Genomic DNA, 19,602 nt, shown 5'->3' with positions numbered 1-19,602 from the left:
GGAGGAAAGGACTCTGACCGTGGACGACGAACTCATGACCGTTCCGGAGGTGCTTACTGCGCTCAACAACGTCTCACGCCGGACGTTCTACCGCTGGCGCGAACTCGGCATCGCCCCGGCCTGCATCCGGCTTCCGAACGGAGAGCTTCGGGTATCGAAGAAGGATCTCCGGATTTGGCTGGAGCAGCGACGCGAGGTTGCGGCGTGAAGTCTCGTCGCGTCCGCATCTGGGCGATCAAAACCAACACCCCGGACGGTGGCCGGTCGAAGAAGGCCAAGCGGTCGTACACAGTCCGTTGGGTAGTGGCCGGGCGCGAGAAGTCCCGCACGTTCGTCACGCGGGCACTGGCGGATAGCTTCCGGTCCGACCTGATGCAAGCCGCCAACCAGGGCGAGGGGTTCGACATCGCAACCGGGCTACCGGATTCGATGACGGAGGCCCCGGTGGCCGTCACCTGGCTGGACTTTGCCCAAAAGTACGTCGGCATGAAGTGGCCGGGCGCTGCGGCCAAGTCGCGAGACAGCATGACGGAAGCACTCGCCACCGTCACGGCGGCGCTCGTCAAGGACGCCCCCGGCCCGCCGCCGGTCGAGCTGCTTCGCCGAGCGCTGCGAAACCACGTGCTGCCGCCGCCGACTCGTGGCCTGGACATGCCGCCGGACACTGCTGACGCGGTGCGCTGGCTGCGTCACGCATCCCGGCCTCTGCCTGACCTTCGGGACGCGGCGACTGTGCGGGGTGCGCTCGACGTCTTGGCGGTGAAGCTCGACGGCAAGCCAGCCGCCGCAACCACGGTGCGTCGGAAGCGGTCGGTGTTCTACAACGTCCTTCAGTACGCGGTCGAGCTGGAAGAGTTGGAGTTCAATCCGATCGACAAGCTTCGCGTGCGGTCGCAGCGGAAAAGGATCGCTGAGGTCGTCGATCGTCGAGTGGTCGTCAACCAGCGCCAGGCGCTGGAACTGCTGATCGCGGTCACCTACGTCGGCCAGCGGGGACGGAAGGCGAAACGGGGTGAGCGCTTGGTCGCTTTCTTTGCCTGCCTGTACTTCGCTGCGCTCCGTCCCGGAGAGGCGCTGGGGCTGCGTGAGCAGGACTGCGACCTTCCCGAGACGGGATGGGGTCGGCTGACGCTGGCAAAAAGTCGCCCACAGGCGGGCAAGCGGTGGACCGACAGCGGCCAGGTCCACGACGATCGTGGGCTAAAGCACCGTGCCGAGGACGAGCCGCGCGGTGTGCCGATCCCGCCCGCGCTGGTGAAGATCCTGCGCGAGCACATTGAGCGGTTCGGCGTCGCCAAGGACGGCCGCCTGTTCCACAGCGAGCGGGGTAACGTCGTTGCCGCCTCGACGTACTCGCGCGTCTGGGATGAGGCGCGTCGGTTGGCGCTGACTCCGCGCCAGGTTGACTCTCCGCTCGCCGGTCGGCCGTACGATCTGCGGCACGCTGCCGTGTCGCTGTGGCTCAATGCTGGCGTCCCGGCAACCGAGGTCGCCGATCGGGCCGGGCACTCCGTAGATGTGCTGCTCAAGGTCTATGCCAAGTGCATCGACGGACAAGAGGCCACCGTCAACGGCCGGATCGATGAGGCTCTGACCGGCGTGGCCTGGCCTCGATGAGGGTCGCCGCTCCGGACCTTGCTCCGCGTACCCCGGCTGACTTGGCCAGATACCGCCATGTTCATTCCGCGCATATTCCGCGACCTACGACAACCGGCGGCTTCCAGTGACCTACGGCTGCACACATGTACTAATAGAGCGCGGTGCGTCTTTCCTGCTCAGGCAGCATTTTGGCTGATCATCGAGGTGCCCCCGGCAGGATTCGAACCTGCGACACACGGTTTAGGAAACCGATGCTCTATCCCCTGAGCTACGAGGGCGCGAGCGCTCAGTTTAGCGACCTGCGCGGCGGCCTGCGTTGGCAGGGAGCCACCCGCTTTGACCTGCGTTGTCCCGGCCGGCGGGCCCAGGCGGCGACCACACGTGCGCCAGCGGCAGCCCGATGCCCGGGGAAGGGTTGGCGCGGCGGTGCGTAGATCAACATTAGATAGATAAATTTGCATGTCTCGTTTGCTTCGGATATGAAGTCTGCAAGCACGTCTGGGTGCTGTCCCTGGGAGGAGCGACGATGAAGCATGCCCTGCGCCGCCTACGAACGGTGGCGATCGCGCTCAGCGCCGGCACACTCGGGCTGAGCCTGCTGTCCGTACCCGCCGCCGAGGCGCACTCGGTTCAACCACTCGCACCGCACTCCGAGCGTGCACCCGAATCCGAGCAGTTCTCCGCCGAGGGCGTCACCACGGTCGGTGAACTACGGACCACCACCGGCTCGCTGTCCTACGCGCAGGACGGCGGGACGCAGATCATTCGGCACCCCGGTGCGTCGTACGTCAAGGTGCACTTCAGCTCCCTGCGCCTGGCCCACGGCGACTACGTGACCGTGTCGAGCCCCGACGGCCGGGAGAGCTACCGGTACGACCGCTACCTGAACCGGGCGACCGGCGCCGACTACACCACCGACGGGCAACCGGGCTTCTGGGCGATGTCGGTGGAGGGCGACACCGCGGTGGTGACACTGCACAGCAGCCGTGCCTCCCGCAGCAGCGCCGCGACCATCGACCGGTTCTGGCGCGGCTACGACCGCACGGAGATCACGCAGCACAACTTCACCACGCAATCCGTCTGCAGCACCGACGCCCGCCGCGACGTGGTCTGCTACCAGACCAGCCACCCCAACGAGTACGCCCGGGGCAGGGCGGTGGCGCGGCTGCTGATCAGCGGCGGTGGGATGTGCACCACCTGGCGGGTCGGCAACACCAACCGCATGCTGACGAACAAGCACTGCTTCTCGACGCAGTCCGCCGTCAGCGGCAGCGAGATGCAGTTCAACTACCAATGCGCCACCTGCGGCGGCTCCAACCCCGGCGCCGGCACCAAGGTCAGCGGCGCCACCCTCTACAAGGTGAGCAGCGGCGGCTCCAACCAACTGGACTACACCCTTTACTCGGTGAACAACTTCGCCAACATCCAGTCGTTCGGCACCCTGTACCTGGCGACGACCGCCACCACCACCGGCACGCGGAATTACGTTCCAGGGCACGGCGACGGCAACCCGAAGCGGCTGTCGATCTTCGAGGACACCCAGAACGGCGCGAACTGCACCGTGAAGAACGCGAACTACAACACCTGGAACATCAGCTACAGCTGTGACACCTCCGGCGGCAACTCGGGCTCGCCGGTGCTGAACGCCAGCCACCGGGTGATCGCCCTGCACCACCTCGGCGGTTGCCCGTCGAATCAGGGCGCGAAGGCGCACCTCATCTACAACGAGATCGCCAGTCTGATCGACAACGGCTGACGACGGTGGCGACAACGGGCCGTCGGGGCGCGATCCGCCCCGACGGCCCACCGGCATCGGCGGTCACGACCGCAACGGCCGGGCCGCCCAGTCGGCGGCGTGCTCATCCGGGTCACCGGTCCGGAACAGCGGCGGCTCGTGCAGCAGAAAGTCGCGGTGGCTGATGTTCCAGGCGTACGCGCCGGCCATGGCGAAGGCCAGCACGTCCCCCACGCCGATCGGCCCCGCGGTGGCCGAGCGGGACAGCACGTCCTTCGGGGTGCAGAGCTGCCCGACCACGGTGACCGGCCCGCCGTCGGTGCGCGGGCCGTCGGCACCGCGCCGCCGGTGCACGCTGAACGGTTGCGGGTGGCCCTTCGCCGCGGGTGTACGCAGGTGATGGGTGCCGCCCGCCACCACCACGAACCACTCGCCGTACGAGCGCTTCACGTCGACCACCTCGGTGAGGTACGCCCCGCAGTAGGCGGTGACCGACCGGCCCGGCTCGATGCGCAGCCGCACGCCGGGGTACGCGTCGAGGACGTCCGCCAGGGCGCGGCCGTAGCTCACCCAGTCGAATCGCGCCGCCGGGTCGGCGTAGTCGACGGCCATTCCTCCCCCGACATCGACCTCGGCGGCACTGACCTCGGCGACGGACCAGCGGACCACGGCGGCGGCGACCGCGCCGGCGAGCGGGGCGTCCAGCCCGCTGGCCAGATGGGCGTGGATTCCGCGCACCTCGACGCCGGCGGGCGGCCGGCGGGCACACTCCACCGCGTCGGCCGGATCCATTCCGAACGGGCTGGGCCCACCGCCCATGACCAGGCTCGCGCCGGGCACGGCCACCGGCAGGTTCACCCGCAGCAGCACCTCGGCCGACCGGCCCGAGGCAGCGGCCAGCGCGCCGAGACGCCGCAGCTCGGCCGGCGACTCGACGTGGATGCGGTACACCCCGGCGGCGAGGGCCGCGGCGAGATCCTCGTCGGTCTTGCCGGGCCCGGCGTACGCGCCCGGCGCCCGGCCCGGCAGCACCTCGGCCAGCCTGCGCAGCTCGCCACGACTGGCGGCCTCGAACCCGTCGACGACCGGGGCGAGGGTCCGCAGCACCCCCGGGTCCGGGTTCGCCTTGACCGCGTACAGCAGCTCGACCCCCTGCGGCAGCGCCGCGCGGCCGGACCGGGCATGTGCGGCCAGCCCGTCGAGGTCATGGACGTAGACCGGTCGGGTCACCGTGGCCCGCCCATCGGATTCGGCACCGGCACGAACGGGGCGGCACGGTCGGCGTCGCGTCGCCACCGGACCAGCAGGTTCGCCTTGGCCACCAGCGGCTCCCCACTCAACAGCGCACGCAGCTCGGGCGGATCGCCGAGGTCGGCCGACCCCGCCTCGACGACCGTACGGAGCTCCTGCCACAGCCGCGGCTCGATCCCCGGTCGCCCGTCGGCGAGAGCGCCGCAGACCCCGCCCAGGTGGTTGACGAACAGGCAGTAGACGACCCGGCGGCGGGCGTCCCGCGGACCGTAGCCGACCTGCGGCGGGACGCCGTCCGGCCAGCTGGCCCACCGGTCGGTGTCCAGCTTCACCCCCTCCAGGTCCCGCAGCAGCATCCGCACCGGGTGACGCTCCCGGTCGAGGACCACGACCACGTTCTGCAGATGCGCCTCGTGCACGACGCCGTGGCTGAGCCAGCAGCGCAGCACCGTCGGCACCAGCAGCCCGATGTACGCGCGCCACCAGGGCACCGGATCCGGTACCGCCAGCGGCGTGGCGGCCAGCGCCGCCGCCAGCACCGGGGTGTCCCCGGGTCGCAGGTGCGGACGCAGGCCGGTGCGCAGGATGGTCCCGTACGCCTCGTCCGCGCCCGGGACGCCGACCGTGCGGTAGGCGGGCTCGGCGAGCACCCCGACCCCGGCCGGCATCGGCACCCGGGCCAGCAGCTCGGTCAGGGCGACCGCGCCGGTGAGTTCGTACCGTGCGTTCTTGCGCAGACAGTTGGTGATCCGTACGTGCAGGCTGGTCTTGACGAACAGATCGGCGTCGGGGGCGTAGAGAGTGCGGACGCTCGCTGTCGGCCGTACCGGAACACCGGCCGCGCCGAGGTGGCGAAGCCGCGGGTCCGCTGGCGGGATCAGCGACAGCTGCCAGGGGTGCACCGGCAGCACCCGGTGCCCGGCCGGGGGCCGCGGCGGGTCGAGGGCGGTGATCAGCGGGTCGAAGGGCCCGGCGCCGGCGACGAGGTCGTCCGGTACGGCGAGCCAGTGCAGCCGGAACGCGGTGCGCAGCTCCGGCGCGTAGGCCCGCCAGCTGTCCGGATCACCGCTGCGCCACTTCGGCGTGGGGTGGTGGGGGTGGCCGAAGATTAGCGACTGTTCGGAATCGACGTACGCGTCGATGGCCGGCTCGCCGGTGGGGGTGGGATCCTGCGCCGGACGCTCGGCGAGCAGCCGGGCCACCGTGTCCCGGCTGGCCTGGACCTGCCCGAGGAACTCGTCGTTCACCTGGCCGGTACGAGCGGCGAGTTCCGCCGCGACCAGGGCGGCCAGGCCGGCAGCGTCCAGGTCCTCCCACCGGCCGTCGTCGGTGTTCCGCTGCACCGGCCCGGCGTACCGGTGCGCGCCGAGCGGCGAGGTTCGCGCGACGGCGCAGCGCAGTGTCACGCCGAGGTGCCGCAGCAGCAGGCGGGCGGCCCCGCCGACCACGGTGGCGTCGCCGTCGGGCAGGGCGATCTCGCGCAGCAGGCAACCGAAGACGGTGTGGGCCGCGGCCAGGTCGGCGAGGTGGCTGGCGCCGACGCCGGGCCGGGAGCGCAGCTGTGCGCTCGTCATCGTGTCTCCCGGAGGTAGTTCGGGCCGGTGCGCCGGTAGTACTTGTTGACGTCGGAGCAGCCGAGCCGCTGCTTGGGCAGCAGGGTGCCGGCGGTGAGCATCGCCTTGATGGGCAGGTGGGCGGCCCGCAGGACCCGCTCGGTGAAGGATCGCACCGCCGGCCCGTCGCCCCAACGGTCCCGCGCCGCCGCCAGCCGGGGCGCGAGAGCGGCGGCCGGTGCGGGCACCGGCAGCCCTCTGTCGACCAGGGCGATCAGGGGCGCCGCCGCGGCCAGGTGCAGGGTGATGGTGATGAACACGTCGGCCAGCTCCTGCGGGTCGCGTGCCCACATCCGCTCGTCCCGCAGCGGGAGCCCCGCCGGGCCGCCGTGCCGGAGGTCCAGTCGGGCGCCGTCGTTGTCCTTGTAGAGCAGGCCGACCGACCCGTCCGGGTGCACCAGCAGGTGGATGTTCTGCGGGTGCGCCTCGAGTGCCACCCCGTGCCGTAGCCAGAGGCAAACGTGCCAGTCGAGCAGCAGATCCAGGTAGGAGTCGAGCAGCGTCTCGGGCCGTCCGCGGCTGACCCGTTCGAGGACGGTGCCCGCGACCGGATCGGGTGCGGCGAGGGCGGCGACCGGCACCACCTGCACCCCGTCCAGATCGCGCGGATACCGGCGCAGCAGGAAACCGCGACGTTCGTCGCCGTCGACGTACGCGTAGGTGCTCTCGTCGGCATGACGGATGCGGCCGGCGAAGGCCGGTTCCGCGGTGGCGATCCGGTCGAGCAGCCCGGCGACCGTCGCACCGTCAACCAGCGAGCCGGGGTGCAGTGTCCGACGGTTGCGGGCCCCGAGGCTTGCGGTCGGCAGCGGCACCTTCAGGTGCAGGTACGGGTCGTGGTCGAGCGCGACGGTCCGCATGGAGAGGGTGGGCCGCGCGGAGATCATCGGTAGGTCCGCCGTCGGTATCGCGTCGCGTGCCGCGGTGAGCGGATGCGCCGGCATCAGCACCTGATCCGGGCGGGGAGCCGACGGCCACCACGCCGGAAGGTCGCCGGTGCTGGTCACGCCCTCGACGGGCACGGCGTACCAGCGCAGGGGGAAGCGCGGCGCGTGCTCAGGCGCGTACCGGAGAAGGTCGTCGTCGTCGAGTCCGTGCCGGCACCGGTCGGTGGGGTAGACCGGATGACCGTGGTGCGCGGCGAGCACGTCGTCCAGGAGCGCCGCCGCCATGCCGGTGGGGGTGATCGCACGCTGGGCCGCCACGTCGGCGAGCACGCGTGGCCGGGCACGGGCAGCGAGCCGCCGGGCCCGCAGGTCGCCTCGACACTCGGCAACGAAGTCCCGCCAGCCCGCCTCGGCCTCGACGTCCCCGTGCGGAGCGAGCAACGTCAGCAGACCGTCCAGTGTGTCTGCCCGCAGGGTGTCCCCGTCGATGACGACGTGCACCACCGGCGCGGCGCTGCGCAGGACCTGCTGGAAGCCGTCCGCGCGAACCGGAATCCGGAGCATCCCGGCGTCGTGCGGGACCTCCCACCAGTCGGGAGCCGCCAGTCTGCCTCCGCTGAGCAGGCCGAGGTGGTCCTCGCGCAGCAGCGCGTCGAGCACCCGGAGGAACACCTCCCGCTCGCAGTCGTCACTCACTCGACAATCGTCCACTGGAGGTCGCGGCGGAAGGTGGCCAGGGACGCTCGGACGATGTCCTGATCGGGGCCGATCGCGTGCAGCACGGCGAGGTAGTCGCGGTTGGTGCCGGTGCGGGCGGCGGTGCGGCCCACCTCGCGTAGGGGTCGGCAGCTCAGCCGGACGTCGCCCCGGGTCGTGTCCAGTCGGCCGGGTGCCGCGGCGAGCCGGCCCGTCCGGTCCGCGCAGACGTACTCGACCCGGGCGTACCGGTCGACGGTGGCGGGCAGGTCGAGGGCGGCCAGCGGTTCGCCGAGGTGCAGCCGGATGACGTACTCGAACAGCGGCACGCCGAGCAACTCGGCGAGGATCAGGTCCATCCGATCACCGATGAGGCGGTAGTTGACCTCGATGAGGCGGACCCGGTCGTCCTGGACCACGTACTCGGTGTGGCAGGCGCCGAGGCCGACCCCGAGCGCGTCGAGTCGCGCTCGCAGCTGGGTGCTGGTCGGCTGCGCCGGGGGTGACCAGTCGAGGCTCTCCTCGGTGAAGGTTGGCGGCGGACCGAGGTGGGTGCGCCACCCGCCGAGGTCGGCCAGCGCCGTACCGTCGCCGAGGGTGTCGTAGGTCCGCAGCTCTCCCGCGAGGTACTCCTCGACCACCAGGGCGACGTCCGGCCGCCGGCCGCGGATCTCGGCGACCCGGGCGCCCAGCTCCCGGTGGTCGGCCACGAGGTAGGCATCCTCGCTGGCCACCCCCTCGCGGGGTTTGACCACCGCCGGGAACATCTCCTCCGACACGGCGGGCGGGACACCGGGGCCGACGGCGACGGAGCGGACCAGGTCGAGCCCGGCCGCCTCGATCGCCCTGCGGGCCGCGGCCTTGTCCTTGCAGAGACGTGCCGCGTCGGGATCCTTGCCGGGAAGACCGAGCTTGCGGGCGGCGATGGCGGTCACCTCCTGAAGGTGGTCGCTGTTGGACAACAGCGCCACCGGTCGGTCGGGTGCTGTCGCCGCGACCACCGCTGCCGCGTCCCGGATCGCACACCGCGCCACCGGCGAGCCGGCCGGCCACTCCCCGGGTCGATCGGTCAGCACGGTGACCGGCAGACCGAGCGATGCCGCCGCCGGGAGGAAGCCCTCCAGGACGGCGTCGGTGGGGTTGAGCGCGGTGATGTAGAGCCGCATACCGCCTCCGTCGCCTAGGACCATCGCCGTTATTAGGCTAGCTTATCCTTATTGTGGAGGTATGCGCGGTCTGGGTGGCTCTGCTGCCTACCCCCCGACGGGCTCAGACTCCGACCGTTGCGCCCGGTGCAGCAGCCCGGCGGCCACCAGGCCACCGACCAGGACTGCGACGGCGCCCACCGTCTGCCCGGTCTCCAGCGCCGAGGCGAAGGCGACGGTGACCGCCTCCCGTTCCGGCCCTTCACGGGCCGCGGCGAGAGCCGCCGGAAACGATCCGGCACCGGCCAGGGTGGCCGGCAGCAGGGCGGCGAACCGGGCGTTCAGCACGGCGCCCAGCACGGCGATGCCGAGGCTGCCGCCGACCTCGGTCATGGTGCCGTCGACCCCCGCGCCGGCGCCGGCCTTCTCCGCCGGGATCGCGCTCATCACCGCCTCGACGATCGCCGGATTGGCCAGAGCGCAGCCGACACCCATGACGAGCAGCCCACCCAGCAGCACTCCGTAGCCGTCGGAGGGGAGCAGGGTGACCACCGCGAGACCACCCGCGAGCAGCGTCATGCCCACGGCGATGGCAGCCGCCAACCCGAGCCGACGGATCAGGGCCGCGGCGACGCCGCTGACGTTCAGCAGCACAATGGACAGGGCGAAGGGCGCCATCCGCAGGCCGGCCTCCCAGGCCGGATAGCCGCGGACGAACTGCAGGTGCTGGGTGAGCAGGAACAGCGCGCCGGTGGCCCCGAACGTGATCAGGACGACGCCGGAGATCGCGCCGACGAAACGCCGGTCCCGGAAGAAGTGCATGTCCAGCATGGGGTCGGTGGTCCGCCGCTCCCAGTGGACGAAGAGCCCGAGCAGGAGTACGCCGACGGCCGCCGTGCCGAGCACCCCGGCCGACACCCAACCCCGCTCCGGCCCGGAGATGATCGACCAGACGACGGCGGTCAGCCCGGCGGTGGAGAGCACCGCGCCGACCACGTCGAGGCGGCCACCGGCCGCATTCCGGGACTCGGGTATCAGCGCACGGCCGACCACCAGGCAGACCAGCACGACGGGGACGTTCATCAGGAAGATGGCGCCCCACGGCAGGTGGGCGAGGATGGTGCCACCGATCGGTGGTCCGACAGCGAAGCCCAACGCGCTGGTGGCAGCCCAGATGCCGATGGCCCGGGACCGTTCGGCACCGTCGAACACCTGCATCGCGACCGCGAGGGTGGCGGTGACCAGCAACGCACCACCGATGCCCATCCCGGCCCGCGCGGCGATCAGCTGCCCGCTGGTGCTGGCGAGGCCGGCGGCCAGCGAGCCGAGCCCGAACAGGACCAGCCCGGCGAGCAGCATCCGACGGCGCCCGTACCGATCGGCGGCGCTGCCGGCGGTGAGCAGCAGACCCGACAGAACCAGCGCGTACGCGTTGATCATCCATTGCACGTCGGCGGTGCTGGCGCCCAGCTCGGTGGTGAGCACCGGCACCGCCACGGTCAGCACCGTGTTGTCCAGCACCACGACGAGCTGGGCGGCACAGAGCACGGCCAGGATGAGCCACCGGTGGGGCAGCCGGGCCGACGCGGTGGTCAGGGTGGCTGACCGAACCGCCGTCTGACCGGCGGTCGGCGCGTCCACAGCCGCCCCGTGTCCGCCACCTGATGTCACGCCACTGCCTTCAGAGCGTCCGGTGTGGGCTCCGTGGCCGACCCGGGGAGGGGCGCACGGGGGAACCGTCGCTGGTGCGCGAGGCCCAGGGCGACCCCGGCGACCACCAGCAGGATGGCGGCGACCGCGACGGCCGGATAGCCGACCCGATCGGCCGCCGCGAGGCCGACGGAGGCGGCCACGAACGAGCAGACCAGCCCGAACGACGACAGCACGGTGAAGTCGGTGCCGCCGGTGCCGGGTCGGGAGTAGTCCATGTTGACCGTGTAGAACACGACGTTGGCGATCGTGTAGGCGACCATGAAACAGCAGAGCGCGACGACCGTGCCGGCCAGGGGCGCGCTGCCGTTCATCAACGGCAGCAGCATCATCGTCGACAACACGAGGGCCAGTCCCCCGACCACCAGCACACCGCCGCGCCCGAACCGCCCGATCCCGAGCCCCGCGAGCAGACCGGCCACGATGGCCGGCGCGCTGATCACCACACCCGTCACCACGCCGATCCGGCCCAACGACCATCCCGCGTCGACCAGGGCCGGCGTCACGAGGGCGTACGCCATGCCGGCGCCGACGTAGACCAGGGGCACCACGCCGAACGTCCACCACCGGCACCCCGGCTGGCCGAACACCGACAGCAGCGCCCGGTAGGCCGTGCCGACCCGGGCCACCCGGTCGGTACGGGCCGGCTCACGGAACCGCCACACCACCAGCAGGCCGATGGCTGTCAGCGCGGCCAGCAAGCTGATCGCCGGCACCCAGCCGAACCGGTCGTAGACCACCACGCAGGCGCCGCCGCCGAGCAGGTTGCCGAGGTAGCTCGCCGCCACCTGGATGCCGTTGCCGGTCCCACGGGCCGACTCGGTGAGCATCCGCACGGCGACCGCGTCCACGGCGATGTCCTGCGTGGCGGAGAAGAGGACGTACAGCGCGCAGATGGCGATGACCGGGCCGAGCGCGTCTGCCGGGCGGGAGAACGGCAGCAGCGCCAGCAGGGCGATGACCAGGGCGCTCTGGAGCACGAGCAGCCAGGATCGGTAGTGGCCACGGCGACGGGAGCCGTACTGGTCGAGGATCGGCGCCCAGAGGAACTTGACGGGCCAGATCAGACCGACGATCTGCAGCAGGGCCAGGGTGTCCAGCGAGGTGCCGCCGTCGCGCAGGATGGCGGTCAGCCCGACGGTGATGAAGCCGATGCCGAGATACTGCGTGACGTACAGCGCGGTCAGGGTGCCGAGGCGACCCGTCATGCGGCTTTCCAGTACGCGAGAGACGTCAGCTGACCCTTGTCGACGCTCAGGGTGCGCCGGACGTGCCGGACGATGGTGCGGGTGCTGGCCGCCTCGCAGGCCACCCAGTAGTGGGCCGCGTCGCTGGCGGGCAGGGCGGCGCAGACCGTGTCGACCAGGTGCTGCCCGGCGTCGCGCCGAGGCACCCAGGTGACGTCGTGGTGCGCCCTGGCTCGTGGCGTGAGCGCCTTCTCGCCCTCGTGGGCGTACTCCAGCCAGACCGTTGCCGGGATGTCGGCGCCGGCGTCGAGCAGGCTGTTCACCGCCGGCAGGGAGGCCGCGTCGCCAACGAGGTAGAGGTGCCCGGGTGCGGGGTCTGGCAGCTGGAACGCGCTGCCCTGGACGGTGGCGCCGATGGTGTCGCCGACCCGTGCCGTGGTGGCCCAGCGTGCGGCGCAACCGTCGTGGATGGCGAATTCGAGGCTGAACCGGCCCGTCGCCGGGTCGGGGTCCACCAGCGTGTACGCGCGCTGGTGTGCGCGGCCGTCATTGTCGAACCACAGCCGGACCCACATCGTGGGGTGGACCCCGCACGCCTCCAGCAGGCCGCCGCCGTCCAGGAGCAGCCGCTGGTAGTGCCCGTCGATCGACTCGGCGCCCAGCACGGTCAACCGAAGGTCCCGGCCTCCCATGGCTTTGAGGACCAGGGCCTCCCAGTTCCGTTTCACGCACCCCTCCAGGTAAGGTCAGCCTTCGTTAGGGGAGGGTAACCTAACCTAACACCGGACGGAACACGTGTCCCCCTCGCTTCGGCGCAGTGCCTGAATGAGCCACGCCGACCGCGACGAGCGCCAGTTGTGGGCGGACGGGCATCGACGCACTCGCCCGGTCACGGCCCACCTCACCGCCCCTCAGCAAAGGACAGCGCGACATGACATACCAGGAGAAGATTCCCGGCCTCGGCGAGTTGTCGCTGGTGACCGTCGACCCCGACCGGCACGCCGAACTCCTGCACGTCTGGGTCACCCGCCCCCGCAACTCCTTCTGGGGCATGGGGTCCCACACGCTGGAGCAGGTACGCGAGATCTACGCCTTCGTCGACAGCCTGCCGACGCACCACGCGTACCTGATCATGATCGACGAGGAGCCGGTCGGCCTCTTCCAGACCTACCAGCCCGAGGCGGACCCGGTCGGCGAGCGCTACCCCGTCCAGCCCGGCGACGTCGGGATGCACCTGCTGCTCAGCCCCGACCGGCGCCTCGCCCAGGGCCTCACCGCCGCCGCCGGTCCCGCCCTCGCGCGCTTCCTGTTCCGCGACCCGGCCGCCCAGCGGATCGTCGTCGAGCCGGACGTGCGCAACCACCTCGCGCTACGCCGACTGGAGGTCGAGGGCTTCACCTTCGGGGCCGAGATCGAGATGCCGGACAAGCGCGCCCAGCTCGCTTTCCTCACGCGCGCGCGGTTCGAGTCGGACCACCCGACCCCGGCCTGACCGCCGACTCGGCCGGCAGCGGAGGGTGCTCGCGCACTGAGGGCATGCGCTGGCGCATGACGAACGGCGATGCCGGGTATGGTGCGGTGTATTGGTGTCGCCGGGCCTTCCCCGGGATCCAGACACCGCGCTCTGGCGCCAGTGCGAGCGCCGCGTTTGTCACGAGGTTGTGCGGCAGGAGTTGCCGACGGCCCAGACTCACTCCTTGTTGAACAAAGGACCCGTGCATGACATCGAACGGAACTGATCGACCCGTGTTGTTTCTCGCCAACGCGGCCGCCGACGGGCTGGACAGCTCGAGCGTGACCGTCGACGGCAGCGAGGAGGCCATGCGGCGCCTACGCCATCCGTTCGCGGTGAAGCCGGCCCGGCCTACTGCGACGGCGGGCGACAACCCGGAGCAGCGCGACTGATTTGAGGCTCCACTCCATCTGCCCCACCACGGGCTCCCCACTCACGAGCATCCTGCCCTCGCCACGCTGCCGGAAACCGGGCGCAGGATCCTGAGCCGCGCTTCCACGGCAGCCTGGCCCAGGCCCAGGTCGGCATCTCGCGACTGCACGCCTCCCGGCTGATCACCCAATCGTTGGCCGGGCTGCGCGGCCACCTCTCCGACGACCGCGCCCGGACCTGTTCCGGCATAGATTTTCTGGGCCGGCCGGGGCCAGCTTCGGCGGCAGGATCCGGCGCCGATCCGGCGGGCGGTAGGCGACGAGACCCTCCTGACAGCACCACTCACGCTGCCGGGTCCGGCCGGCGCCGTTACGGTCGAGGTTGCCGGAAGCGGTCCCCCGACCCCGGGGTGGCCGGGGAAACGCCGACGAACAGGACAGCCATGACGGTTCACATCGATCTCGCGGGCAGGACCGCGCTGGTCACCGGTTCGACCCAGGGGATCGGCGCGGCCATCGCGGCCGGCCTCGCTCGCGCGGGGGCCCGGGTGGCGGTCAACGGCCGTACCGCCGCCAGTGTCCAGAAGGCGGCGGTGGCGTTGCGGAGCGAGGTCCCCGGTGCCGACGTGATCGAGGTCGATGCCGACGTGGCCAGCAACGAGGGCACCGCCCGGACCCTCGACCTGCTGCCCACCGTCGACATTCTCATCAACAATCTGGGCATCTTCGGCCCCACTCCCGCGCTGGAGATCTCGGATGACGAGTGGCGTCGCTACTTCGAGGTGAACGTGCTGGCCGGCGTCCGACTGACCCGGGCCTACCTGCCCGGGATGATGGAGCGCGGCTGGGGACGCGTGCAGTACATCGCCAGCGACTCGGCGGTCGCGATCCCGGCCGAAATGATCCACTACGGTGTCTCCAAGACGGCACTGCTCGGCGTCTCACGCGGGTTCGCGAAGGCTGCCGCCGGCACGGGCGTGACCGTCAACTCCGTGCTCGCCGGGCCCACCCACACCGGCGGCGTCGAGGGCTTCATCTCCGACCTCATGGGCGACAGCCTGCCGTGGGACGAGGCGCAGCGGGAGTTCATGCGGCAGCACCGGCCGCAGTCCCTGCTTCAGCGGCTGATCGAGCCCGAGGAGATCGCCAACATGGTCACCTACCTCGCCTCTCCCCTCGCCTCCGCGACGACCGGCGCCGCGGTCCGGGTCGACGGCGGCTACGTCGACGCGATCATCCCGTAGGCGTTCCGACTGAGCATCACCACTCAGAACTGGACGATGTGACCCACCCGTGGTGGCGTACGGCCACCGAGGACCTCGATCCACGCGTGCCGCAGGGCTTCCGGCCCCGCGCCGACCCGGACGTCGAGCCAACCGCTCACCACCGTGGTGAACCGTTGCCAGGCCTCGCTGAACCGTTGGTCCAGCCCTTCGCGGCCCCAGTCCAGACTGCGCTTGCGCATCTGGACCGGCGCGAAGAACACCTCCTCGGCCGCGTCGGCGTTCGGGGTCTGGTTGGTGAGCCCGACCGCGATGTCCCGGACGAGTTGGTCACCGAGGTGTCGTCGCAGAGCGGTACGGGTCGATGGCGCTCCGGACAGATCGAGATAGACGGTCGGAACCACGTCGAGGACGCCGATGTCGTCGTAGGAGTGGACCTCGTCGTAGCAGCCGAGCGACCGTGTGAAGGCGACGTTGCCCGGTGCGGTGAGCCCGACCAGGCGCGGGCCACGGCCGTGCAGTTCGAACGCCGTGGCGTAGGCGGTCTTGCTGGACGCCGACGACAGCACCAGCGAGGTTGCGCCGTGGAAGCCGTTGTCGGCGACCTGGTCGGCCAGCATGAAGGAGGTGAAGAACAGTGGCCGGAACAGGACGAGCAGATCCTCCTGCTCGGGCCGGTACGCCGGGTCGCCGGTGGTCGACCGGTAGGCGTTGTACGGCGAGGGCAGCCCGGCCCGGTGCGTGCTCGCGTCGCGGAACCCGGACGCGTCCACCCGGTGCGGCCGCACCACGAGGTGACCCGCGGGCGGGAGGTAGCCGTAGACCCGCTGCCCCTCCGCGACCTCCGGAACCGTCGACGCGATCACCTCGGCGAAGCCCCACAGCGGCGGGAGCCCCCACTGCGACCCGAGCCCACGGGCGTCCGGTGGGAAGAACTGCCAGTAGCGCATCGAGTCACCGAGCACCGCGTAGGTCACGTTGTTGGCGGTCAGGCCGACACGGTCCACCCGGAGCAGCGCCTCACCGTCGGACAGAGCGGAGGTCGCGCCATCGACGATGGTGGTCCGGCCGAGGTCATCACGGGCCACGGCGAATGTCCATGAGGCAGGCATGGTCTGAAGCTAGACAGTCCCGGAAACGGAGACAAGTGCACTTCCAATGCAAAATCCCGCTCACGGGGAGGGCGCGTCGGCCAGGTCGGCCGGGTCGAGGTGCAGGGTGGCGAGCAGGCCGGAGTGCTTGGCCGGGTCAACCTGCTCCGGGAGCTCGCGCTCGACCCAGTCGGCTCTGGCCTGCTGGCCCCGATCACGAAGTGCGTTGACGATCCGGTCCCTGGCGATCTTCATCTGGTGCTCCCTGGTTGAGCCGTCCCCAACGTCATGCTCGCCGGACGGCGGTGTGAACGGGTCGGACTCCACCACCGGCCATCGCGCCGAACCCGAATGTGCGGTGACCGGTTGATCCGACAGCCGGACGTGGTCGGTGATCAACCAACACGACCAGCACTCGCGGCGATGAAGATGACAATCGTTAACGCCCCTCGTGGGCTGGTGGCGACAGCGACTGCCGGCCACCGGGATCCCGGGCGACATGCCCACCGTACGCCCTCGCTCTGTGGAAACGCACAATCCGGCGCTGGCCGTCAGGGTGCGATGCGGAGGACCCGGATCGCACTGTCGTCGTGATCGCTGAAGCGGTACCTGAGCCCGGCGAACGGACTGCCGGGAAAGTCCCCGGTGATCGTCGTGGTCACGATGGTGCCGGCGGGAGTGCTGTCGACGTCGGTGATCTCGTACGACACCAGCGGCACCTCGCGGCGCCACTCGCGGATCGCCTCGATGCCGCGGTACTCGGTCGACTCGTCCTCGACGACGGCGTCCTGCGCGAAGAGGGCGAAGTAGTCCTCGGAATCCGGCTGGCCGGCGAGTTCGAAGTAGCGGCGAATGATGTCCGGCGTCGCCGGGTTGGCGGTCATTGTTCGGTGTCCCTTCTGGACGGTGCGGGTCGGGTCGGGTCAGACCGTCGGAATGGTGCCGCCGTCGATCACGTGCTCCGCGCCGACGATCGACGAGGCGCGGTCGGAGACCAGGAAGGCCACCAGGTCGGCCACCTCGTCCGGGCGTGCCGGGCGGCCCAGCGGGATACCGCCCAGGGAGTCCATCAACTGCCCGAGGGCGGTGTCGCGGTCGACGCCGTTCCCGGCGGCGAGGCGGTCGACCAGGGCGTCGGCGGCGGTGGTCTGAATGAAACCGGGTGCCACGCTGTTGACCCGGACGCCGTACGGCGCCACCTCGTTGGCCAGGCCCTTGCTGTACGCGGTCAGCGCCGCCTTGGCGGCCGCGTACCCGAGGGTGGCCTCGTACATCGGCTTGCGGCGCTGGATCGAGGAGAGGTGCACGATGGCACCCGCGCGCTTCTCGATCATGGATGGAACGAGGCACCGGTCGAGGCGTACCGCGCCGAGGAGGTTGAGATTCAACTCGTCGGCCCAGGCCTGCTCGGTCAGCGCGGCGAAGCCACCCGCCGGGGCGTGCGACCCGCCGACGACGTGCACGACGATGTCGGCGCCACCCTCGCCGAGCAGGCGTTCGGCCACCGCCTGCGCGCCGTCGACGCTCGACGTGTCGGCGGCGATGAACCGGTCGGTGAACTCGAACTCCTCGGGCTCACTGCGGGCACTGACCCACACGTCCGCGCCGACCTCGCGCAGCCGGGCGGCGATCGCCGCGCCGGCACCCTTCGTGCCGCCGGTCACCAGGGCGCGGCGGCCCTGGAGCGAGTCCCGTGGGGACACCGTTTCGGACATCGGACACCCCTGTCTGCGCAGCATGAAGCGGGCGTCGTCGGGACGCCGTATAGTTGCTTCTGAAACAGAACCTACTGACTTCGACAGTAGCACCGACTCGAAAGAGGGCACATCCGTGGCAGGAAAGATCCGCTTGGAGGACCGCGAGTGCCCGCTGTCCAGCGCGCTGGGCTACGTGGGCGAGTGGTGGACACTATTGATCCTGCACGACGCCTTCGACGGGTACACCCGGTTCGACCAGTTCCAGGCCAACCTGGGCGTCTCGTCCAGCATCCTGACCAGCCGGCTCAAGACCCTCACGGGCCAGGGGCTGCTCGAACGACGTCGCTACCAGACCAGGCCGGACCGCTACGAGTACGTCCTCACCGACCTCGGCCGCAGCCTGCGGCCCGTCGTGGTCGCCCTGGCCGCGTGGGGCAACTCCCGCCTGGACCCGAGCGAACGCAGCATGATCCTGGTCGACCGGAACACCGGCGTGGAAGCCGATCCGGTCATCGTCGACCGGATCACCGGTCGTCCGCTCGACGACGGCGACTTCGTCTTCGCCGCCGGCCCGGCCGCCAGCGAGATCATGCGCAGGCGCTACGAGCACATCCCGACCCAGTCGGCACCTCTCTGAAACACGCTTGGTGGCCGCAGTCGTAAGTTCTTCACGCCGGCAACGCTCTTTCGTCATGACCGGGCGAGGAGTCGGGTCTCCACTGCGTCGGTGACCGCGAGGTGCCGGCGGCGGCTCGGCATCATCATGGTCGGGTGGGAGATGCTCCAGGCCGCGCTAGCGCAGATCATCTCCTTGATGCGGGCGGCGGTCCGACCCGTGATGACGGTGGACGTGACCTGATCCTCGGGGGTCACGCGCTGGATGATTGCATCGCGGCGTCCGAGGCTGATGCACTGCAAGGAGTAGCCGATCGTGGTCTCGGGAACCTTGCGACCGGTCAAGCGCGCGGCGATGACGTCGGCTGCCAGCCACGCCATCGGGTTTGCCGAGGCGCAGGACATCCGCAGTGGCTTGCCGCCCGCTCCTTCGGCGAGCGCGGCGTCGCCGACGGCGTACACATCGGGGTGCGAGACCGATCGCATACTGGCGTCGACGACGATCCGGCCACTGTCGGACACCTCAAGGGTGGTGGCGGCCGCGATCGGGTGCACGGTGAAACCCGCGGTCCACACGGTCACCTGAGCCTCGATCTTTCTGCCTGCACCGGTGACCACGCCGTTCGCTTCGACGCGCGCGATGTCGGCATGGTCGTGGACCGTGATGCCAAGCCGGTCCAGGGCGCCGCGCAAGTGGCGCTGGGCCTTGTCGCTGAGCCAGCCGCCGACGCGGCCACGGGCGGCGATCGCGACCTCAAGGTCCGGGTGGGCTTCGGCGATCTCGGTGGCTGCCTCGATGCTGGTCAGGCCGCCGCCCACGATCAGCACGGTCCCACCGCGCTTCACCTCGCTCAGGCGCGCCCGCAGCCGGAGAGCGGCCTGCTTGCCGGCCACGTCGTAGGCGTGCTCTGCGACACCGGGGACGCCGTGATCGGTGATGGCGCTGCCCAGGGCGTACACGAGAGTGTCATAGACGAGGGTCTCACCGCCGAGATCGACGGTCTTGCCTTCCACATCGACAGCGGCGACCCGCGCGGTCCGGACCTGTACGCCGGTGCCCGCGTAGACGTCGCGCAGTGGGCGAGGCTGCAGATCTTGCCCGCTCGCGAGCTGGTGCATGCGTACCCGTTCGACGAACTCCGGGTCGCCGTTGACCAGGGTGATCTCGATGTCGTCGCGGTGCAGCCGCTTGGCGAGGCGCCCGGCGGTGTTGGCTCCGGCGTATCCGGCTCCCAGGACGACGATGCGGCGCTTCATGGCTCGCTCCTA

At 70.7% G+C, this 19,602-nt stretch carries 19 protein-coding genes and 1 tRNA gene; 7 read left to right on the top strand and 13 right to left on the bottom strand.

Annotation, left to right across the window (positions count from 1 at the left end):
* Positions 1–19: 19 nt before the first annotated feature.
* Positions 20–208 carry a helix-turn-helix transcriptional regulator gene (locus tag ACFYPS_RS05980; RefSeq protein WP_387323050.1) on the top strand — a complete coding sequence of 63 codons (189 nt, stop codon included), beginning with the start codon at positions 20–22 and terminating at the stop codon, positions 206–208.
* Entirely contained in the window at positions 205–1,617 is a 1,413-nt protein-coding gene (locus ACFYPS_RS05975) for a tyrosine-type recombinase/integrase (RefSeq protein ID WP_387323048.1), read from the top strand. The genes ACFYPS_RS05980 and ACFYPS_RS05975 overlap by 4 nt, the downstream gene beginning before the upstream one ends.
* A 187-nt stretch (positions 1,618–1,804) precedes the next feature.
* Here ACFYPS_RS05975 and ACFYPS_RS05970 read toward each other — a convergent pair.
* Positions 1,805–1,877: transfer RNA gene (locus ACFYPS_RS05970), tRNA-Arg, on the bottom strand.
* Between the two features lie 248 nt (positions 1,878–2,125).
* Here ACFYPS_RS05970 and ACFYPS_RS05965 point away from each other — a divergent pair.
* Positions 2,126–3,355 (top strand): trypsin-like serine peptidase, encoded by a 1,230-nt coding sequence (locus ACFYPS_RS05965; protein WP_387323046.1) that lies wholly within the window; start codon positions 2,126–2,128, stop codon positions 3,353–3,355.
* Positions 3,356–3,418: 63 nt separating this feature from the next.
* On the opposite strand, the gene ACFYPS_RS05960 is transcribed toward ACFYPS_RS05965, so the two are convergent.
* The 7 genes from ACFYPS_RS05960 to ACFYPS_RS05930 all read right to left on the bottom strand — a co-directional run bounded on the left by ACFYPS_RS05960 (position 3,419) and on the right by ACFYPS_RS05930 (position 12,551).
* Positions 3,419–4,564 (bottom strand): alanine racemase, encoded by a 1,146-nt coding sequence (locus ACFYPS_RS05960; RefSeq protein ID WP_387323044.1) that lies wholly within the window; start codon positions 4,562–4,564, stop codon positions 3,419–3,421.
* Entirely contained in the window at positions 4,561–6,159 is a 1,599-nt protein-coding gene (locus ACFYPS_RS05955; RefSeq protein WP_387323042.1) for an IucA/IucC family protein, read from the bottom strand. The genes ACFYPS_RS05960 and ACFYPS_RS05955 overlap by 4 nt, the downstream gene beginning before the upstream one ends.
* Positions 6,156–7,781, bottom strand: coding sequence for an IucA/IucC family protein (locus ACFYPS_RS05950; RefSeq protein ID WP_387323040.1), 1,626 nt, complete (start codon positions 7,779–7,781; stop codon positions 6,156–6,158). The genes ACFYPS_RS05955 and ACFYPS_RS05950 overlap by 4 nt, the downstream gene beginning before the upstream one ends.
* Positions 7,778–8,947, bottom strand: a complete 1,170-nt coding sequence (locus ACFYPS_RS05945) for an acetyl-CoA carboxylase biotin carboxylase subunit family protein (RefSeq protein ID WP_387323038.1) — start codon at positions 8,945–8,947, stop codon at positions 7,778–7,780. The genes ACFYPS_RS05950 and ACFYPS_RS05945 overlap by 4 nt, the downstream gene beginning before the upstream one ends.
* Before the next feature lie 87 nt (positions 8,948–9,034).
* Positions 9,035–10,522, bottom strand: a complete 1,488-nt coding sequence (locus tag ACFYPS_RS05940) for an MFS transporter (protein WP_387323581.1) — start codon at positions 10,520–10,522, stop codon at positions 9,035–9,037.
* A 71-nt stretch (positions 10,523–10,593) separates the two neighbouring features.
* Complete coding sequence (locus tag ACFYPS_RS05935; RefSeq protein WP_387323036.1) at positions 10,594–11,844, bottom strand: MFS transporter; 1,251 nt, start codon at positions 11,842–11,844, stop codon at positions 10,594–10,596.
* On the bottom strand, positions 11,841–12,551 hold the full coding sequence (locus ACFYPS_RS05930) for a siderophore-interacting protein (RefSeq protein ID WP_387323034.1): 711 nt from the start codon (positions 12,549–12,551) through the stop codon (positions 11,841–11,843). Before ACFYPS_RS05930 ends, ACFYPS_RS05935 begins: the two co-directional genes overlap by 4 nt.
* A 203-nt stretch (positions 12,552–12,754) precedes the next feature.
* Here ACFYPS_RS05930 and ACFYPS_RS05925 point away from each other — a divergent pair, with 203 nt between their 5' ends.
* The 3 genes from ACFYPS_RS05925 to ACFYPS_RS05915 all read left to right on the top strand — a co-directional run bounded on the left by ACFYPS_RS05925 (position 12,755) and on the right by ACFYPS_RS05915 (position 14,951).
* The gene (locus tag ACFYPS_RS05925; protein WP_387323032.1) at positions 12,755–13,315 is read left to right on the top strand and encodes a GNAT family N-acetyltransferase; all 561 of its coding nucleotides are present in this window, start codon (positions 12,755–12,757) and stop codon (positions 13,313–13,315) included.
* Between the two features lie 227 nt (positions 13,316–13,542).
* Positions 13,543–13,728 carry a hypothetical protein gene (locus ACFYPS_RS05920; protein WP_354964510.1) on the top strand — a complete coding sequence of 62 codons (186 nt, stop codon included), beginning with the start codon at positions 13,543–13,545 and terminating at the stop codon, positions 13,726–13,728.
* A gap of 422 nt (positions 13,729–14,150) precedes the next feature.
* Complete coding sequence (locus tag ACFYPS_RS05915; RefSeq protein WP_387323029.1) at positions 14,151–14,951, top strand: SDR family NAD(P)-dependent oxidoreductase; 801 nt, start codon at positions 14,151–14,153, stop codon at positions 14,949–14,951.
* A 23-nt stretch (positions 14,952–14,974) separates the two neighbouring features.
* Here ACFYPS_RS05915 and ACFYPS_RS05910 read toward each other — a convergent pair whose 3' ends face one another.
* From ACFYPS_RS05910 to ACFYPS_RS05895, 4 genes are all read right to left on the bottom strand, one after another.
* Entirely contained in the window at positions 14,975–16,042 is a 1,068-nt protein-coding gene (locus tag ACFYPS_RS05910; RefSeq protein ID WP_387323027.1) for a DUF2855 family protein, read from the bottom strand.
* A 60-nt stretch (positions 16,043–16,102) separates the two neighbouring features.
* Positions 16,103–16,276 carry a hypothetical protein gene (locus ACFYPS_RS05905; protein WP_354964507.1) on the bottom strand — a complete coding sequence of 58 codons (174 nt, stop codon included), beginning with the start codon at positions 16,274–16,276 and terminating at the stop codon, positions 16,103–16,105.
* 296 nt (positions 16,277–16,572) lie between these two features.
* Positions 16,573–16,905: a nuclear transport factor 2 family protein gene (locus ACFYPS_RS05900; RefSeq protein WP_387323025.1), complete on the bottom strand. Its 333-nt coding sequence runs from the start codon at positions 16,903–16,905 to the stop codon at positions 16,573–16,575.
* 39 nt (positions 16,906–16,944) lie between these two features.
* Positions 16,945–17,736: an SDR family oxidoreductase gene (locus tag ACFYPS_RS05895; protein ID WP_387323023.1), complete on the bottom strand. Its 792-nt coding sequence runs from the start codon at positions 17,734–17,736 to the stop codon at positions 16,945–16,947.
* A gap of 115 nt (positions 17,737–17,851) precedes the next feature.
* Here ACFYPS_RS05895 and ACFYPS_RS05890 point away from each other — a divergent pair, with 115 nt between their 5' ends.
* The gene (locus ACFYPS_RS05890; RefSeq protein WP_387323021.1) at positions 17,852–18,355 is read left to right on the top strand and encodes a winged helix-turn-helix transcriptional regulator; all 504 of its coding nucleotides are present in this window, start codon (positions 17,852–17,854) and stop codon (positions 18,353–18,355) included.
* 53 nt (positions 18,356–18,408) lie between these two features.
* Here ACFYPS_RS05890 and ACFYPS_RS05885 read toward each other — a convergent pair whose 3' ends face one another.
* Positions 18,409–19,590 (bottom strand): NAD(P)/FAD-dependent oxidoreductase, encoded by a 1,182-nt coding sequence (locus ACFYPS_RS05885; RefSeq protein WP_387323019.1) that lies wholly within the window; start codon positions 19,588–19,590, stop codon positions 18,409–18,411.
* Positions 19,591–19,602: the final 12 nt, after the last annotated feature.

The organism is Micromonospora sp. NPDC005087 (genome assembly GCF_042872965.1).
Classification (GTDB): Bacteria; Actinomycetota; Actinomycetes; order Mycobacteriales; family Micromonosporaceae; genus Micromonospora.
The sequence above is the reverse complement of the archived record's forward strand: the minus strand, read 5'-3'. Positions and strand labels throughout refer to the sequence as shown.

Excerpts from the sequence above, each read along its gene's own strand:
- ACFYPS_RS05965 (WP_387323046.1), top strand. The coding sequence starts at position 2,126 with ATGAAGCATGCCCTGCGCCGCCTACGAACGGTGGCGATCGCGCTCAGC.
- ACFYPS_RS05955 (WP_387323042.1), bottom strand. The coding sequence starts at position 6,159 with ATGACGAGCGCACAGCTGCGCTCCCGGCCCGGCGTCGGCGCCAGCCAC.
- ACFYPS_RS05945 (WP_387323038.1), bottom strand. The coding sequence starts at position 8,947 with ATGCGGCTCTACATCACCGCGCTCAACCCCACCGACGCCGTCCTGGAG.
- ACFYPS_RS05935 (WP_387323036.1), bottom strand. The coding sequence starts at position 11,844 with ATGACGGGTCGCCTCGGCACCCTGACCGCGCTGTACGTCACGCAGTAT.
- ACFYPS_RS05925 (WP_387323032.1), top strand. The coding sequence starts at position 12,755 with ATGACATACCAGGAGAAGATTCCCGGCCTCGGCGAGTTGTCGCTGGTG.
- ACFYPS_RS05920 (WP_354964510.1), top strand. The coding sequence starts at position 13,543 with ATGACATCGAACGGAACTGATCGACCCGTGTTGTTTCTCGCCAACGCG.
- ACFYPS_RS05915 (WP_387323029.1), top strand. The coding sequence starts at position 14,151 with ATGACGGTTCACATCGATCTCGCGGGCAGGACCGCGCTGGTCACCGGT.
- ACFYPS_RS05910 (WP_387323027.1), bottom strand. The coding sequence starts at position 16,042 with ATGCCTGCCTCATGGACATTCGCCGTGGCCCGTGATGACCTCGGCCGG.
- ACFYPS_RS05905 (WP_354964507.1), bottom strand. The coding sequence starts at position 16,276 with ATGAAGATCGCCAGGGACCGGATCGTCAACGCACTTCGTGATCGGGGC.
- ACFYPS_RS05900 (WP_387323025.1), bottom strand. The coding sequence starts at position 16,905 with ATGACCGCCAACCCGGCGACGCCGGACATCATTCGCCGCTACTTCGAA.
- ACFYPS_RS05895 (WP_387323023.1), bottom strand. The coding sequence starts at position 17,736 with ATGTCCGAAACGGTGTCCCCACGGGACTCGCTCCAGGGCCGCCGCGCC.
- ACFYPS_RS05885 (WP_387323019.1), bottom strand. The coding sequence starts at position 19,590 with ATGAAGCGCCGCATCGTCGTCCTGGGAGCCGGATACGCCGGAGCCAAC.